At 47.8% G+C, this 16447-nt stretch carries 15 protein-coding genes; 7 read left to right on the top strand and 8 right to left on the bottom strand.

All coding sequences use genetic code 11. The features are described from left to right. The first annotated feature begins 121 nt into the window (after window positions 1–121). A complete protein-coding gene (locus tag C3Y98_RS12740) occupies window positions 122–268 on the top strand; it encodes a hypothetical protein (protein ID WP_012777404.1) in 147 nt (48 codons plus the stop codon). Window positions 269–314: 46 nt separating this feature from the next. On the opposite strand, the gene C3Y98_RS04115 is transcribed toward C3Y98_RS12740, so the two are convergent. The 6 genes from C3Y98_RS04115 to C3Y98_RS04090 all read right to left on the bottom strand — a co-directional run bounded on the left by C3Y98_RS04115 (window position 315) and on the right by C3Y98_RS04090 (window position 5995). Continuing rightward, entirely contained in the window at window positions 315–1115 is an 801-nt protein-coding gene (locus C3Y98_RS04115) for an SDR family oxidoreductase (protein ID WP_135276844.1), read from the bottom strand. Between the two features lie 11 nt (window positions 1116–1126). Then, window positions 1127–1804, bottom strand: a complete 678-nt coding sequence (locus C3Y98_RS04110; protein WP_135276843.1) for an iron-containing redox enzyme family protein — start codon at window positions 1802–1804, stop codon at window positions 1127–1129. A gap of 5 nt (window positions 1805–1809) precedes the next feature. After that, complete coding sequence (locus tag C3Y98_RS04105; RefSeq protein WP_245234317.1) at window positions 1810–3294, bottom strand: AMP-binding protein; 1485 nt, start codon at window positions 3292–3294, stop codon at window positions 1810–1812. A gap of 20 nt (window positions 3295–3314) precedes the next feature. Beyond that, window positions 3315–3959, bottom strand: coding sequence for a thermostable hemolysin (locus C3Y98_RS04100; protein ID WP_135276841.1), 645 nt, complete (start codon window positions 3957–3959; stop codon window positions 3315–3317). A 546-nt stretch (window positions 3960–4505) separates the two neighbouring features. After that, complete coding sequence (locus C3Y98_RS04095; RefSeq protein WP_135276840.1) at window positions 4506–4985, bottom strand: type 2 periplasmic-binding domain-containing protein; 480 nt, start codon at window positions 4983–4985, stop codon at window positions 4506–4508. Then, window positions 4985–5995 carry a hypothetical protein gene (locus tag C3Y98_RS04090; protein WP_135276839.1) on the bottom strand — a complete coding sequence of 337 codons (1011 nt, stop codon included), beginning with the start codon at window positions 5993–5995 and terminating at the stop codon, window positions 4985–4987. The genes C3Y98_RS04095 and C3Y98_RS04090 overlap by 1 nt, the downstream gene beginning before the upstream one ends. A gap of 162 nt (window positions 5996–6157) precedes the next feature. Here C3Y98_RS04090 and C3Y98_RS04085 point away from each other — a divergent pair, with 162 nt between their 5' ends. The 5 genes from C3Y98_RS04085 to C3Y98_RS04065 all read left to right on the top strand — a co-directional run bounded on the left by C3Y98_RS04085 (window position 6158) and on the right by C3Y98_RS04065 (window position 12047). Then, window positions 6158–7900: a sensor histidine kinase gene (locus C3Y98_RS04085; protein ID WP_245234316.1), complete on the top strand. Its 1743-nt coding sequence runs from the start codon at window positions 6158–6160 to the stop codon at window positions 7898–7900. 26 nt (window positions 7901–7926) lie between these two features. After that, window positions 7927–9300, top strand: a complete 1374-nt coding sequence (locus C3Y98_RS04080) for a sigma-54-dependent transcriptional regulator (RefSeq protein ID WP_135276838.1) — start codon at window positions 7927–7929, stop codon at window positions 9298–9300. 110 nt (window positions 9301–9410) lie between these two features. Beyond that, a complete protein-coding gene (locus tag C3Y98_RS04075; protein WP_135276837.1) occupies window positions 9411–10100 on the top strand; it encodes a protein-L-isoaspartate O-methyltransferase family protein in 690 nt (229 codons plus the stop codon). 32 nt (window positions 10101–10132) lie between these two features. Beyond that, window positions 10133–11488 (top strand): TolC family outer membrane protein, encoded by a 1356-nt coding sequence (locus C3Y98_RS04070; protein WP_135276836.1) that lies wholly within the window; start codon window positions 10133–10135, stop codon window positions 11486–11488. 1 nt (window position 11489) lies between these two features. Further along, window positions 11490–12047: an isochorismatase family protein gene (locus tag C3Y98_RS04065; protein WP_135276835.1), complete on the top strand. Its 558-nt coding sequence runs from the start codon at window positions 11490–11492 to the stop codon at window positions 12045–12047. 43 nt (window positions 12048–12090) lie between these two features. On the opposite strand, the gene C3Y98_RS04060 is transcribed toward C3Y98_RS04065, so the two are convergent. After that, window positions 12091–12591, bottom strand: coding sequence for a hypothetical protein (locus C3Y98_RS04060; protein ID WP_135276834.1), 501 nt, complete (start codon window positions 12589–12591; stop codon window positions 12091–12093). Window positions 12592–12628: 37 nt separating this feature from the next. After that, entirely contained in the window at window positions 12629–13903 is a 1275-nt protein-coding gene (gene waaA, locus C3Y98_RS04055; protein ID WP_135276833.1) for a lipid IV(A) 3-deoxy-D-manno-octulosonic acid transferase, read from the bottom strand. 378 nt (window positions 13904–14281) lie between these two features. On the opposite strand from waaA, the gene C3Y98_RS04050 reads away from it, so the two are divergent. After that, entirely contained in the window at window positions 14282–16447 is a 2166-nt protein-coding gene (locus tag C3Y98_RS04050) for an adenosylcobalamin-dependent ribonucleoside-diphosphate reductase (RefSeq protein WP_135276832.1), read from the top strand.

Raw genomic sequence — 16447 nt, 5'->3', positions numbered from 1 at the left:
GCGGCTATCCATTGGTTTTTGATGGGCAATGCTTAAAAAGCAGTGGTTGTGTAGGTTTTTTGGTACACTTGTATTGTACGTATCGTATTTAACTCAAACTTAAAATGGTATTGGTGAGATTATGGCATTAGCTATCTATATCGGTTATTACCTTGTGGCAATTACAGCGCTCTTTTTTCATTTCACTGGTCATTTGGAGCGCTGGGGTATGGAGTGGGTGATTTTGGTATTGGCAGCAACTGTATTTCCTGTGGTGCTTTACGTTTAAGCCTTTATCTTTAATCTGCCGTCGCGCATTGCAATCTAGCCCTGCATTATTTTTTTGTCACAAACTCACGCGCCAGTCTTGCCTGTTTTTTCAGGCCTAGGTTAACAGCGCTGGGTAGTACACCATTGAGCCAGGCGAAGAACGTTTCTGGCTGACCAATAAATACTTCCTGTTTTTGATGTTCAATTGCTTTCACAATCATTTGTGCCACTTTTTCCGGGTCATCAATATTGCCGCCGGTTTTAGCCAGCATCGCTAGTGTTGCTGCATCGTTCATCGGTGTGTTGACCCCACGCGGGGCAATGTAGGTAACGCTAATATTGGTATCGCACAGCTCGCGGCGTAAGGCTTGTGAAAAGCCGTGTATTGCAAATTTGGTAGCACAGTAAGTAGCATAGTGCGGAAAGCCCAATGATCCCAAAATCGAGCCTATCATCACCAGCTGACCTTGATTGTTCGATTTAAAGTGCGGTAACAGCGCGTTGGTTAGTTGAATCGGCGCGGTGACGTTGGTGTGTACCATTTGCGCTATGCGCTCAGGGCTTTGGTCTTCAAATTGAATAAAATCGAGAATCGCCGCATTGTTGATCAGCACATCTATGCCATCAAATAATTGCAATGCTTGTTGGGCCACTTGTTGCACGCTGCCTGCGGCTTGAAGGTCGGCAATAATGGTTTTGGCCTTGCCACCTTTGTCTTGAATTTGTTGGCTTAATGCCGCAAGTTTATTGCTATCGCGCCCGACTAAAATCATGTTGGCGCCTTTGCGTGCCAGCATGAGTGCCAGATGTTTGCCTATGCCGCCAGTGGCGCCAGTGAGTAGAATGCATTTGTTTTTTAGTTGCATAGGGATCCTATTCAATCTTGCATGTATTCGGCTTCTATTGTACGGAATATATTGCCATACAATCTATAAAATGTTTTTGCACTGTGAATCAGTAGTGCTTGGTCGTCAGCATTGGTAATTTGGTTCATTAAGCTCTCGTAAAAAGAAACGTGGCTGATATCAAGCGAGCCATGGGAGAGCAGGTAGCTAAAGGCTTTTTTCGGCAGGTTTAATGATTGCATCAGCGCTTCACCTGCGTGCGTGGCAACTGCGGTGCTAGTTCCCTCTAGTACCAGTACCATGCCAAAAAAGCCAACTGGGTTCACGCGGTTAATCATGTCGTAAGCATACGCTACCATGACTTCAGTGGCGAAACTGGCACTGTGGCTCGCTGTTGTGCTGTGGCGCACAGCTTCTTTATCGCCGCCGCATGCTTCAATGTCATTGAGCACCCATTCCTGATGCCCCATTTCTTCTTCAATGTACTCACCGATGGCTGTGCGCAGCCATTCATAATGTGCTGGCAGGCGGCCGCCACATGCCATGAGCAATGGTGTGGTGTGCTTCACATGGTGGTAAGCCTGGGTTAAAAACCCCACATAAGTTTCGCGTGAAATCTTGCCGGTGGCGCCTTTGGTAATAAGCGGCAGGCTGAGTAGTTCATTGCGTTCTTTTTCAGTGGCCTGTAGTAATCTTTGGTAAAAGTTCATATGCATTATCTTTCGTAAAGCGCATTAATTTTTTGCTGGTAATGTTGCCAAATGACGTCTCTGCGGTTTCTGCCGTTGGCCGTAAGCTGTTGGTTGTTTAGTGTAAACGGTTCATCGGCAGGCAGCCATTGCGTGATTCTGGCGTAGTCTGGCAGGCCATGATTGATGCTTTGTATCGTGGCTTTAATCTGTTCTGTCGTGCTATTTTTTCCGGGGACGATAATCGCAGTGTTCCATGGCTTTGCTTCGCCAAACAAGGCGGCTTGTGCAATGCCTGGCGAAATGGTTAGCTCACGCTCTACCCACTCTGGGGATACATTACGCCCGAATGAGGTGATAAATATGTTTTTCTTGCGGCCAGAAATTACCAAATAGCCATCTGCATCAATATAGCCAATATCTCCAGTGTAAAGCTGTGGAGATGATGTGGCGGTTTGCCCTACGTAGCCTAAGTAGGCATTGCCGCTCACCACAATTTCATGTTCGTCTGTAAAGCTCACGTTCAGGTGTGGCAACACCATACCCACCGTGCCAATTTTATTCAATGCTGGGGTATTGAGCGCTACCACGGACGCGCATTCAGAAAGGCCATAGCCTTCGTAAACCGATATAGAGGCTTGCTGTGCGCGCTTAAGTAGTGCTGGCGACACGGATGCGCCGCCTACCGCTAAAAAGCGTAAGCTGCCAGGGAGCTGATCGCCTGCTTCTATTTGATGCACCAAGGCATTGAGTAACTCTGGGGTAAAAATCGCCGTGGATGCTTGCGTTTGTGCAAGTGCATTGAGCAGTTTTTGAATATCCAGCCCAGTGGCGCGCGTTAGGCCGATGTCGCTGCCAGGCAGCAATACGCAGCAGGCACCGGCAAGCAATGGCGCGTAAACGCCCGCCACATTTTCTAATAAGGTAGCCAGTGGCAGCACGTTTAAATGAATATCGTTTGAGGTTAGTTCTGTAGCCTCGGCAATAGAGGTTGCTACATTAATCATATTGTCTGCACTGAGGCATACACCTTTAGGGGTGCCTGTGGAGCCAGAGGTGTAGGTGATTTTGGCAGTGTGAGCAGGTAACACAGCCTTTGCTGGAGATTTTAATGCAAATTGCGTGAGCGTCTTTCCCGCCACTGTCCACTGTGTCTGATTGGCAATGTTATTTGCCAGTAAGGGCTCAAACAATTCTGGATGGTCGGTGATCACGATATCCACACCGGCATCTGTAATCGCATGCAGCCATTGTGTGTTTGAAAAAAAGAACGGTAATGGAATAAGCGGGATGTTACTCGCTAGTGCAGCCAAATCCAGTACCACCCAGGCCGGATGGTTGTCTAACGCCAACGCAATGGTGGGTTGTTCTTGCCGGCCTAAGCCATTCCACATGTGTTGCTGTGCTTGAATCTCAGCTTGCAGTTCAGCATAGGTGAGCTGGCTATCTTTGCCACGCAGCGCGATTTTATCGCCATGCTGCTCTGCATGGTTTGCGATAGCACTGATCATTATATTTTGCTGCATCGCACTTATAGCTGAGCTATACCTCTTACCGCCACCACTTGTGGTGAGTTGTCGTAATAGCGCCCCCATGCGCTTTGTTCTGCTGCTGTGAGGCGTGATTTGTCCGCACCTTGTAGTGCGTAAACATCGCGCCCGCCTTTAATGAGCCCATTTTGTAGGCTATGGTGGGCGGTGGCTACGCACCACTCAACGTTATTATCTAAGCTGTATTGGATGACATGCGCAATTAAAACGCCGGCATTGCGGGGATTAGACACCGCTAAATTACCAATTTCAGTAATTTGCTGGCGTGTAATTGCACGGTTAAAGTGATTAGACATCACTGTTTCAATTGGCGCATCCAAATAGCGCTCTAAGAACAAGGGTTCTGCATCTGCTTTGCGCATACCAAATGCCGCCACTAACTGGTTATTCTCCCCGCGCAAGCTAATGAGCTGCGGCATAAAGTGCTGTATATCAGCACCATAGGTGTGAGCGAATACATCATGAATAAATTGTTCAACCTCACGGCGATCAGGCGCCCCTAGCTCAACGCTAGCAGCCTTGATATCGCTAGCAAGGTGGCGTTTGGCTGCAGCAAAAGGGCGGGTTTTATACGCAGCTTCTGCATTAAAAAATAATGGACTTGCATCAAAACTTAGGCTCAGCATGTTGTCGTTCACCTTCAATTAATCATATATAAGCTAAGGCAATTAGCATGCCGATGTATTGTCTTGAGGTGAGGATTGGTATCAATCACTTTTGTTAAATAATTGACTATGTATTTAATAATCAATAACTTATATTTGTTAATAAAATGGGTGCTTAGCCCTTTCAATCATATATTCATACCATCTATACCTGCGTCCACCAAGCAAGGTGTATGCAAAAATGGTATGTAACATTGAGACTTATAAATTTACACCATGCAAATATTGCACTTAAATTAAGGAGGTGCAATTAAGCTTGGTACAGTAAATTAATAATCCCTGAGATAACAATCAGTTACTGCTCGTGCCGTGCTGGCACCTTACAGAATTTTTGACATTGGATTTATTGGTTGGTGCCGCCGATGCGTTTATTTTTAGCAGAATTCAGCCGGCGTTTAATTTGAACGGCCGTGGATTGCCATGTTTGCGGCAATGCGCAGAGTTGCTGTAAGTTTTATTAACCAGGCAGGCGCTATTTAAAGATGATAGAAGCTGAGAAAGCGTCACTTAATTGCATTTAAGTACAGCGGCGTCGGTACTGGTTTCACCGTTAGGCAGGATCCATAACACGGCTTTAACGCGATTATCCAGTTTGCAGGCGTCTACATAGGCAATACTGCCTGCTGTTTCCTGCACGTAGCGGATGGCGGCTTCGTCCGAATATAGTACATGGGGCGGTGATACGCCGTGGAAATATAAACCGTTCCAGTAGTCGCTTTGTGTATTAGGCAAACTGCCTAAAATGCTATTGGAGAAGTGCAGTCTAAGCGGGTTGTCAGGTGGCAGGTTAATGGGGTGAATGCGCTGGCCATGTGACCAGTAAGTTTTTTTGCGCCAGTAAATGAGTTTAAGCTCGCCCACCGCAATGCTTTTGATGGGATTGTCGTTGGCTACAATCACCGCAATCACGGTTTTATCTGCGGCATAGCTAGGCGCAGGCAGGCACAGGCTGCTTGTTACTAGCAAGATTGCAATCAGTAAGCGCATTAGAACAGCACCGCAAATGAAGCTAAAAAGCCGCGCGGTGACTCAGGCTGGTCGCCACTGCCGCCGGTAAATTCCAGCTTTAATAACTGGGCGGGCTTAATGCGCCAAGTGGCGCCTAGTAACCAGCGTTGCTGATGCCCTTCGTCAGGGCGCTGGAAGGTTTCAACACGTGTAATGCCATACCAGTTGGTACCGATAGGTAACGGGATGGCGGTTTGCAGATAGGCACCATAGCCGCTGCTGTTGTTATGTGCATCCCAGCGCTGGAATGCCTCACCTAATATTTCAATGTCGCGATAGTGCGTAAGGAAGTCTAGCCCCAGCATATGGTAACGAGCGCTAGTGGTGTTTTTTTCTTCAAACGACATTAAGTTCACGCCTATATTGGCCTGTTGGCCAAACGCAATACGCGCACCCTTAGTGTTTTTGAAGTTTAGCTCGTCCTTGCTGACATCTTGGTCTTTGAGTGTCTCTATGTATATTGAGTACTCAAGCGCGCTTTTATCTAGCGAAATTGCGCCAAAGGTCATGACCCCGTTAATTGCTGTTGGAAAGAGTCTGCTAGTTGCAATGGGGCGTGAGCTTGTCCATACCAATGGAGAGGCGTGTAGCTGGTTCCAGCGGCCAGTAGGCGTGAGGAAGCGCCCGCCGCGCAGGTTGATATTGTCTGACAGGTTGTAATCTAGATAAAAGCGCTCTAAATCAATATTGCTTTGTTTGCTGTGGAACTTGTTATCATCATCCCAAGTAAGCGGTTTTTCTAATTCTAGTTCACTAAAAAACCTGAGGCGGCTTTCGCCCTCCCAAGTCAAAATCAGGCTGATTTCGTTAATGGCGGCGCTTGCTTCTGATTCACGCGGCACTGTAATGCCTGCGCTGGTGTAGCCGCCTAGCCTGAAGCCATCCAGCACGCCTTTTTGCAGGTCGGAGGCTTCCTCGGCATAGGTAATCTTGCACAGCAGCAGTAGCACGGCTACACTGCTGATACGGAATTTATTGATGAGACGCATGGAAGCTCCAAGCTTTAAAATCAGCGATAATTTTTGAAATTAAATGCATAGGCGAATTATATTCGATATCTATCGCAAAGCGTTGCGGCAGGTCAACGGAGGCGCAATCCTGTTAATCCGGTACTGCATGAATTATAGGTGCTTAAGCACAGGCTAAATATTTTGAATCTATCCACCGTAAAATCAATGCCAGTAAAGAAACTGCTCTTGCTGGGTTTCTTGATGACGGCATTACTGCCGATGCTGATAGTGACACTGCTTACCTTCTACGAAGCGCGCACCGTATTGAGGGAGGAAATCGCGCGCGATATGCAAACACGCGCCAATGCAGCCGCGCGTCAGGTGGATAACATGATGTTTGAGCGGTTGCAGAATCTTGCCTCCTGGAGCCGCCTGGAAATCATGGATGAAGTCGTGATTGGCGACTTTGACAAGCGCTTATCTAACTTTCTCAATGAGCTGAAAGTAACTTATCACGGGGTATACCAGTCTATTTATGTAGTTAATAATCACAATGTGATCGTGGCTTCCAGCCAGCCAGCGGATATTGGTAAACCAGATGCCAGTGTGCCGTTATGGCTGCAAATTTCATTTGCAAATCGTGTTGTGCGTTTGTATCAGCTGCAGCAGCACAAGTTGCGCATGGCCAGTGACATTTTGGATGCCAATCAACATAAAGTGGGCACTTTATGGGTGGTTTTTGATTGGAGTGCGGTCACCAGAATTTTAGAAAGCACGGCTAATCAGGGGAGTGCGGCTGCCTTGATTAATCCGGATGACCCACATCCAGCTACGCGCGTGCTGGCAGAAACACAGCACTGGAAAAAAATCGTGGCGGCCCATGATATTTCTGTCGACTCTGTCTTGCAGCCTACTGCCGAGCCGCCGATATTTAACTGGGTTGTGTCAATTGCACAATATCGCTCTGTGGTAATGGCGCCAGTGCATCGCATGGGCTATATGTTTATTCTGCTCTTGATTATTACCGGCTTAACGGCCGCCACCTTTGCAGCACCATTGTCGGCACGCATTACGCGACCGTTGGCTAGGCTGACAGATTACGCCAATCACTTTATGCGATCTACCAACGGAGCACCACCCAAAGTGGATGGGCCGACAGAGGTACGCGCATTGTCCAGCGCGTTTAGCAAAATGATGGATGACTTAACTTTGTCTAAAGAAAACCTGACCCGCGCAGCCAAACTGGCGGTGGCAGGTGAAATGGCGGCAGCGATGAGCCACGAAATCAGAACACCGCTCGGCATATTACGCTCATCAGCCCAAGTGTTGGCGCGTGAAAAAAAACTGAGCCCAGAAGGGCAAGAGGTGGTGGCGTTTATCAATATGGAAACTGAACGTTTAAATAAATTGGTGTCTACGTTAGTGGATTCTGCGCGTCCACGTCCACCGGAGTTTGCTGTGCATGACTTGGTGCCGATGGTGGAGCATGCGGTGGCAATGCTGCGTATGCAGGCCAATAAAAAGGATGTTAATCTAGCGGTGGTGTTGCCTCAGTCCTCAGCAACTGAGGCTATAAGCCGTGTGTTGGTCGAGTGCGATGCCGAGCAGATGACACAGGTATTGCTGAATTTGCTATTAAATGCGATTCAGGTACTGCCAGCCGGTGGCAAGGTGGTAGCGTCTATTATTGATGCACCAGACCATGTCGTCATTAGCGTGGCGGATAATGGGGCAGGCGTCACTGACGCACAAAAAGAACAGATATTTGACCCGTTCTTTACGCAGCGGCCAGGCGGTATCGGTTTAGGTTTGGCGGTATCTAAACAGATAGTAACTGCTCACTTCGGAACGTTGGCCGTTGAGAAAAGTACATTGGGTAGCAGTGGTGCAGACTTTAGAATTGAACTACCGAAACGACAGTTGCTGCAAGATGCGGCGTCATAAGAAAAGTAAAATGGCAAAGTGAGATTATGTCAGACAGTACCAAATACATATTAGCCGTGGATGATGAGCCTAGCATGCTGCGCTTGCTAGAGATTAGCCTGCGTCAGGCTGGTTATCAGCCACTGACTGCCAAAGATGGGCGCGAAGCGCTAGATGTGATTAATACGCAAAAAGTGGATTGCGTGGTTACAGATTTACACATGCCGCGTATGGATGGCTTACAGCTCCTGAAAGAGGTGCGTAAAAACGACACTGAGTTGCCTGTGATTATCGTGACGGCACAAGGTGAGATCAGCTCGGCGATAGACGCCATGAAAAATGGCGCGTCAGATTACATTCTGCGCCCGTTTGATTTAACCGAGCTAGAGCTTGCGATTAAGCGTGCCTTATCCTTTTCACGCTTGGTGGTTGAGAATAGATTCCTGCGTGAAGATAAAGCAGTCGGTACCGGTTTGATTGGCAATAGCCCCGCGATGCAGCATCTGGCTGAATCTATCCGTCAGGTAGCGCCCGAAAAGGCAACAGTGCTGGTAGCGGGTGATACAGGCACAGGCAAGGAGCTGGTGGCGCGTGCGATTCATGCCGCTTCCCCACGTAGCAATGCTTTGTTTGTTGCAGTGAACTGTGCGGCGATTCCGCATGAAATGCTGGAGTCAGAGCTGTTCGGGCATGAAAAGGGCGCGTTTACCGGTGCAGTGAAAGAGCGGGTCGGTAAGTTTGAGTTGGCTGATGGCGGCACTTTGTTTCTGGACGAAGTGACAGAAATGCCGATGCAGCTACAAGCCAAGCTGCTGCGTGCGCTGCAAGAAAATGTGATTGAGCGTTTGGGTGGTAATCGCCCGATTGCTGTGGATATTCGCGTGGTGGCGGCGACTAATCGCAACCCGCGTGATGCGATAAAAGACGGCAAGCTGCGTGAAGACCTATATTACCGTTTAAATGTATTCCGTATCGATCTGCCTGCGCTTAAAGCACGTAAGTCGGATATTGAGCTGCTGGCAACGCACTTTTTGGCTAAGCGTCGCGTAGAGATCTCAGCGCAAGCCGTGCAGGTGCTCATGCAGTATGACTGGCCGGGCAATGTGCGCGAGTTGGAAAATGTATTGGAGCGCGCGGCAATCATCAGCGGCAATCGGCAGATACAGCCACAACATTTGCCGGCTGAAATGCTCAATAGCACCAGTGAGTTCATGGTCGCCACCGCGTTAGGTCATGATGCAGATACTGCCGAAGCAAAGCACAACCCGCTATGCTTGCCAAATGCAGTGGAGCAGTTAGAGCGGCAGCTTATCGCCCAAGCACTGGCGCAGACCAATGGCAACAAAAGCAAGGCAGCTAAAGTGCTGGAAATTAGCGAACGCTCCTTATGGTATAAGTTGAGCCAGTACGGCATCAGTTAGCATGAGGCTTGCCAGCCTAGATGGCGGTATGGTTTAGCGTAAAAGTACCTTAGCCAATAAGCACTTGCGTTATAATTAACATTAAATAAAACCCATTTAGAGTAATCAACATGACACAAACAGCAAAAACAGTAGAAAGCGCTCAATTTAATATCGGTGAAGCCAGATTTAACATGATTGAGCAGCAAATTCGCACTTGGGAGGTACTAGACCCAGTAGTGTTATCGGTGCTAGATGCTGTGCCGCGTGAAAAGTTTGTTGCAGAGTCTCAGGTGGGCTTGGCATTTGCAGATGTAGAGTTGCCTATTGGTGAAGGCCAAACCATGTTGTCCCCTAAGCTGGAAGGCCGTATTCTGCAAGCGCTTAATATTAAAAAGACCGATAAAGTATTGCTAATCGGTACCGGCAGTGGCTATCTGGCTGCACTGTTGGCCACTTTGGCACAGCATGTACATGCGGTTGAAATTTACCCAGCGCTATCTAATACCGCGCAATATCGTTTGCAGGCGCAGGGTATTCATAACGCTACGCTGTACGTAGGCGATGGCGTGAATGGCTTTGCTGCAGCTGCACCTTACGATGTCATCGTGTTTGCAGGTTCATTGCCGCTACGTCCGATTGCTGCAGAAAAAATGTTAAACGTTGGTGGCCGTTTATTTGCGGTCGTGGGCGATGCACCAATTATGGAAGCCACGGTGACTGAGCGTGTCAGCGAAGCGTCATTCCGTCATGAAACGATTTTTGAAACCTGCTTGCCAGTGCAGGAAAACGCGCCACAGGCCACCAAGTTTGCTTTTTAATCGCCAGTATTGATTAAGCGCCCACATTGAATATGCTTAAAGTCTTAATCAAGTGCATGGTGTTGTGGTCAGTGTTGGTGTCCTGCGCCTATGCTGATGACAAAGCTTATTCGCTGATAGAGGTTTACCAGCAGGCGCTGGCCAATGACCCCACGCTGGCGTCAGCGTTGAGCGCCAATCAAGCGGCGCAAGAAACCATAGAGCAAGCCAAGGCCTTGTATCGCCCCACGGTAAATTTAAATGCAGCCGCCACCGCTACGCAGTCTGACCTTAAGTATTTATCCGGAAACAGTCCATTCAGAGTACAAGGGCGTTCTAACTATGAAGGCTATAGCTATGGTGTAGAGGCGCGCCAGCCCATTTATCGTAAAGATAGCCTGGTGCAAATTGACCAAAGCAAAGTGAAGGTTAGTCAGGCAGATAAGCAGCTGAATCTGAGTAAGCAGGATTTGATTTTGCGCGTGACGCAGGCTTACTTTGATGTATTGCTGGCGCAAGACAAAATAGACTTAATCATTGCGCAGAAAGCCGCCATTCTCAGCCAGCTCGAGCAGGCCAAGGCTAATTTTGAGGTGGGTACCGCCACCATTACCGATGTGAACGAGGCGCAGGCGCGTTATGACTTAGTGTTCGCGCAAGAGATTGCAGCGGTGAATGAGCACCAAATTGCACAGCGCTCGGTGCAAGCCATTACTGGGCAAACACCACAGAAATTAGCTAGCGTTAAGTCAGACATGGCAGCTACCAGTTTGACACAGGGTGTGGATAAGTGGCTAGAGGTTGCCAACCAAAATAACTTAAAACTGCAGATTCAACAGGATGCGTTGGCGCTTTCTGCGCAAGAGGTAGAGCGTTTAAACGCAGGGCATCTGCCTACATTGGATGCGGTGGCGAATTATAACGACAATTACTCCAATGGCAGCGCAAACGGCATCGGCAGTGAGCTCAAAACCGCTGTCATCGGTCTGCAGTTACAAATTCCGCTGTATCAGGGTGGCGCGGTCAGTTCACGCGTGCGCCAGGCGGTGCTCAATCAGCAAAAAGCGCAGGACGATGTGCAAATCGCACGCCGCAGTGCAGAGCTTGAAACACAGCGTGCTTACCTTAATTTAAGCTCCAGTATTGCGCAGGTGAAAGCTTACGAGCAGGCGCTGGTGTCTAGCCAAAGTCAGGTAGACTCTACCAAGCTAGGTTATGAGGTGGGCGTGCGTACCAGTGTAGATGTGCTGAACGCGCAGCAGCAACTGTTTAGCGCTAAACGTGATTTATTGCAGGCGCGTTACAGCTATTTGGTGAATATCATCCGTTTGAAAGCAACTACTGGCGTGGTAGCCGAGGTGGATTTAGCGGATATTAACCAGCAGTTAGTGGTTGCAGGAGCGCGTTGATATGAATATTCAGCATAAGGCAGATGTTACGTTAAGTCAGCTGGTCGTGGTGGACGTGCAAACCAAGTTAGCCGCAGTCATGGCAACTGACGATATGCAGGCCGTGCTTAAAAATTGCGGCATATTGCTGCAGGCCGCCAATATGCTGAATGTGGCCGCGATTATTACTGAACAATATCCACAAGGCTTAGGCCATACCGTACCTGAGCTATCTGCGGTCAGCCCGCATATCCACCCGGTAGAAAAAGTAAGCTTCTCTTGTTTGGCTGAGCCCAAATTTAGCCGCCAATTAACGCGTGATCATGCGCAAGTGGCCCTTGCCGGGATGGAGGCGCATATTTGCGTGCTGCAAACGGCGCTGGATTTAATCGCTATTGGTAAACAGGTGTTTGTGGTGGAAGATGCCATCATCTCTCGCAACCCGGCAAATAAGGCAAATGCCATTGCACGTATGCGCAGCGCTGGCTGCATCATCACTAATACTGAGTCGCTAGTGTTCGAGTGGCTAGGAGTGGCGCAGGGCGATGCATTCAAGGCGATTAGTAAGTTGATTCGCTAACGCTTGAATAAGCTGGTGTGACCGGTCACGCCTGAGCGATTGGCTAGCCTGCATGTCTAGCTTTAAGTAGCCGACGAATGCCAAGTATAGCCAAACCCAACACCGCAGCAAATACACAAAAAAGATGCAGTTCACCAAGTGAAACTAACTGATAAAGCACGTTAACCTCACTGAATGGTGAGAGTGGAACAATATCAGCATGCATTACACTATCGAGCACAATGTGAGAATAGCTACCAGCCGCCGCACCCAGCAAGATGGGGAGTGGCTTTAAGCTTTGCCATTGAAATAAATTAGGTAGCCTTACCCGTGAAGCCAACTTTAGGACGAAAAAGAAGATAAGCGCTGTAGCAACCATAATGATGGTAGCACCGATGTAGGTATGAAAAAATCTATGTAGAGGGTACTGCCCTGTGACCATGTAATAAAGTGGTTCAATATCAATAAGAACATTGGCAGAGCAAAAGGCTAAAAAACTTACATGCTTAGGGGCAATAGCATGAATCGCTGCACCAGGGCCAAAATGAAATGGAGTGATAGGCATCTTTGTTTTGGGTTAACTTAGGATCTTCCCTCTAATATTACGCTTGAATATAAGCTTGCATTATCTTTAAGGTTTTTTCCGTGGCGCCGCGGTTCTGCTCAGTAAATTGAATGCTGGCATCACACATGGCTTGCCTTTGCTGCTCGTGTGCAAATAATTGCTGTAGTTTTTGGCTTAGCTCATCTACATTCTGCACCCGGTTGGCTGCACCAGCCGCGATTGCTATTTTGGTAGCTTCTTCAAAGTTAAAGGTATACGGCCCTACCAGCACGGGTTTACCCATGCTACAGGCTTCAATCAGGTTTTGCCCACCCAGCGGCAGCAAACTGCCGCCGATAAAGGCAACATCACAACTGGCATAGTAAGTGAACATTTCTCCCATTGAGTCGCCCAATAGGTAATGCGTGCTGCTTGCTACCGCCGCATCGTTAAGCGTGGAGCGGCGCATAAAGGGTTGGTTAGATTTTTTTAGTAGCTCGGCTACTGCCTCAAAGCGCTGTGGGTGCCTAGGCACAATAATCGTGAGTAAGTTCGGGATATTGGCTTTGCTGACGGCTTCAATAATCAAACTTTCTTCGCCATCGCGCGTGCTTGCGGCTAAAAATACTGGGCGTGCTATATCTTGTTGCTGGCCTAATTGCTGGCGTAACTGTGCCCCTAAGCTGTGTGCGGTGGGGTGTGGGGTAACGTCAAATTTGATATTGCCGGTAATGCCTACCTCGGCTGCGCCTAAATGTTGCAGGCGGCTAGCATCGGCTTCGGTTTGCGCAGCAATCGCGCTTAAGTTTTGCAAACCTTGCGGCAGTAGCTGGCCTAGTTTGGCATAACCCGCGGCAGATTTTTCTGAGAGTCTGGCATTTACCAGCAGCACAGGGATATTGCGTTGCTTGCAGCCTGCAATCAGGTTAAACCATAGCTCGGTTTCCATCAGTGCGCCCACTACCGGTTTAAAGTGCTGTAAAAAGCGGGCAACGGCAAACGGTACATCGTAGGGTAAATAAACACGGGTGACACTATCTCCAAACAGCTGCTCGCTGGTCGCGCGGCCGGTTGGTGTAGTGTGTGTCAGTAATAATTGGTGGGTGGGATATTGGCTTAATAAAGCTTTGATCAGGGGCTCTGCGGCACGCGTTTCGCCAACCGAAACACAATGCAGCCAAATAACAGGCTTTTGCACTGGTGCTTGATAAAAGCCATAACGCTCACGCCAGTGCGCTAAGTACTCTGGCTGCTTTCTGCCGCGCCAAAGCAGCTTAAGCGGCGTAAACGGCAGCAATAGATAAAGTAAGCATGTGTATAAGCTACGTGTCATTTTGTTTATCGGTACTGGTCAGGTGCAATATGGAGTTGTTGTATTTTCGCATAAATTTTTTCATATAGTTTTTTAAGCTGCATTGCAGTAGATTTAATTTGCCGATTTGCCCTAAGCCAGCGCCAGTGCGGCCTTGAAATTTGGCAAGAGAAATTTGCTGTTTTGGATAAAAATATTTATAGAAAAACAGCTTGACCTACCACTACAGAATGATTAAATTACTAAAAAAACACAATATATAGTGGTTAACGCATGGTTGTGGTGGTGTTGAAAAGTTAGTGTGTGCTTACCATCTTCAACTGCGTTGCCGTTAAATAATACAGACTTATCTCATTGTTTTATCGCTGATTTAAGTCTACCAATAAAGAGGGTTAAATAATGCTAAAAGCCGTAGATGCTGCTAAGAATTCAAGTACAGATGTTGAAAAAGAAATCCCGGTTCAGCCTGTTTCACTAGATATTTGGGATAAAAAATATCGTTTGAAATCTAAGCAGGGCGAAAATGTTGATGCCGACATGGATGCCTCTTATCTACGCGTAGCGCGTGCCTTGGCGGATGTAGAAACCACAGAAGAAAAACGTGCTGAATGGCATGAGAAGTTTCTATGGGCGTTGCGCCGTGGTGCTATCCCTGCTGGTCGTATTACTTCTAACGCAGGTGCGTTAGAGCATAAACCAGCCACTTCTACTATTAACTGTACTGTGTCTGGCGTTATCTCAGACAGCATGGATGATATTTTAGGTAAAGTGCACGAGGCAGGCTTAACCCTAAAAGCAGGTTGCGGTATTGGTTACGAGTTCTCTACCTTGCGTCCAAAAGGCGCGTTTGTCGCGGGTGCCGGTGCTTACACCAGCGGCCCATTATCTTTCATGGATATCTACGACAAAATGTGCTTCACCGTCTCTTCTGCGGGTGGCCGTCGTGGTGCGCAAATGGCAACGTTTGATATCTCACACCCAGATGTAACAGACTTTATCAAAGCAAAACGTGAAAATGGCCGTTTACGCCAATTCAATCTGTCATGCCTCATCACTAAAGAGTTCATGGAAGCAGTAAAAGCGGATGCTGAATGGAAACTGGCATTCCCTGTCACAGAAAAAGAATCCATTATTGATGGTTTGAATGTTAACGACGAAAGCCAAGTAGTATGGCGCGAGTGGCCAATCAAGGGTAAATACCTGACTAAAACCGATGGCGTAGATGCAGGCAAAGTAGCATGCCGCGTATACAAAACCATCAAAGCACGCCGTTTGTGGGATGTAATTATGTCCTCAACCTACGACTTTGCTGAGCCAGGTTTTATTTTGATCGACCGCGTCAATGAAATGAACAACAACTGGTTCTGCGAAAACATCCGCGCAACCAACCCATGCGGCGAACAACCATTGCCACCTTATGGCGCTTGCTTGTTAGGTTCAGTTAACCTCACACGCTTTGTGAAAAAACCATTTACCGACGAAGCCTACTTTGACTGGAAAGAATACCGCGAAGTGGTGGCGATTTTCACGCGTATGCTAGATAACGTGGTGGAAATCAACGGCTTGCCATTGCAACAACAACGCGATGAAATCATGCGCAAACGCCGTCACGGCATGGGCTACCTAGGTTTAGGTTCTAGCCTCACCATGATGAAAATGAAATACGGTGAAGAAGATTCAATCAAGTTCACAGAAGAAGTCACACGCGTGATGGCCGAAGAAGGTTGGAGCGTAGGTGTGCAATTGGCCGAAGAAAAAGGCGCAGCCCCTATCATGGACGAGAAGTTTGAAGTCACCGCAGACATGCTGGCAAAACGCCCAGAAATGGCGGCAGACGGCATTAAAGTAGGCCAAAAAATCGCAGGTAAAGTACTGCTGGGTAAATACAGCCGCTACATGCAGCAGTTCCCAGAAGGCTTGCGTAACCAAATCGCAAGCAAAGGCGCACGTTTTACACACCATAGCTCAATCGCGCCTACCGGCACGATTTCATTGTCATTGGCTAACAACGCAAGTAACGGTATCGAGCCATCATTCGCGCATCACTATGCACGTAACGTGATTCGTGAAGGCAAAAAATCAAAAGAGAAAGTAGACGTGTTCTCTTATGAGTTATTAGCTTACCGTGAGTTGATTAACCCAAATGCAATGCCATTTAGCGATAAGCCAGAAGAGCAATTGCCGGATTACTTCCTAGATTCTTCAACCATCATGGCCAAAGCACATGTGGATATTCAAGCCGCATCACAAAAATGGATTGATAGCTCAATTTCAAAAACCATTAACGTGCCGACCGATTATGACTTTGAAGACTTCAAAAACATCTATCTATACGCATATGATAAAGGCCTAAAAGGTTGCACAACTTTCAGATTCAACCCTGAAGCATTCCAAGGCGTATTGGTGACAGAGAAAGACTTAGAAAGCACCACTTACAAATTTACCTTAGAAGACGGCACTGAGATTGAAGCCAAAGGTAATGATGAGATTGAGTATGATGGTGAGATTCACTCGGCAGCGAATTTATACGATGCATTAAAAGAAGGCTACTACGGCAAGTTCTAA

Source organism: Methylotenera oryzisoli, from assembly GCF_004661485.1.
Taxonomy (GTDB): Bacteria; Pseudomonadota; Gammaproteobacteria; order Burkholderiales; family Methylophilaceae; genus Methylotenera; species Methylotenera oryzisoli.
Note: the sequence above shows the minus strand (reverse complement) of the source record. Positions and strands in the feature narration are given on the sequence as shown.

Coding starts and splice junctions, on each gene's coding strand:
- C3Y98_RS12740 (WP_012777404.1), top strand. CDS start 122: ATGGCATTAGCTATCTATATCGGTTATTACCTTGTGGCAATTACAGCG.
- C3Y98_RS04115 (WP_135276844.1), bottom strand. CDS start 1,115: ATGCAACTAAAAAACAAATGCATTCTACTCACTGGCGCCACTGGCGGC.
- C3Y98_RS04110 (WP_135276843.1), bottom strand. CDS start 1,804: ATGAACTTTTACCAAAGATTACTACAGGCCACTGAAAAAGAACGCAAT.
- C3Y98_RS04105 (WP_245234317.1), bottom strand. CDS start 3,294: ATGATCAGTGCTATCGCAAACCATGCAGAGCAGCATGGCGATAAAATC.
- C3Y98_RS04100 (WP_135276841.1), bottom strand. CDS start 3,959: ATGCTGAGCCTAAGTTTTGATGCAAGTCCATTATTTTTTAATGCAGAA.
- C3Y98_RS04095 (WP_135276840.1), bottom strand. CDS start 4,985: ATGCGCTTACTGATTGCAATCTTGCTAGTAACAAGCAGCCTGTGCCTG.
- C3Y98_RS04090 (WP_135276839.1), bottom strand. CDS start 5,995: ATGCGTCTCATCAATAAATTCCGTATCAGCAGTGTAGCCGTGCTACTG.
- C3Y98_RS04080 (WP_135276838.1), top strand. CDS start 7,927: ATGTCAGACAGTACCAAATACATATTAGCCGTGGATGATGAGCCTAGC.
- C3Y98_RS04075 (WP_135276837.1), top strand. CDS start 9,411: ATGACACAAACAGCAAAAACAGTAGAAAGCGCTCAATTTAATATCGGT.
- C3Y98_RS04070 (WP_135276836.1), top strand. CDS start 10,133: ATGCTTAAAGTCTTAATCAAGTGCATGGTGTTGTGGTCAGTGTTGGTG.
- C3Y98_RS04065 (WP_135276835.1), top strand. CDS start 11,490: ATGAATATTCAGCATAAGGCAGATGTTACGTTAAGTCAGCTGGTCGTG.
- C3Y98_RS04060 (WP_135276834.1), bottom strand. CDS start 12,591: ATGCCTATCACTCCATTTCATTTTGGCCCTGGTGCAGCGATTCATGCT.
- waaA (WP_135276833.1), bottom strand. CDS start 13,903: ATGACACGTAGCTTATACACATGCTTACTTTATCTATTGCTGCCGTTT.
- C3Y98_RS04050 (WP_135276832.1), top strand. CDS start 14,282: ATGCTAAAAGCCGTAGATGCTGCTAAGAATTCAAGTACAGATGTTGAA.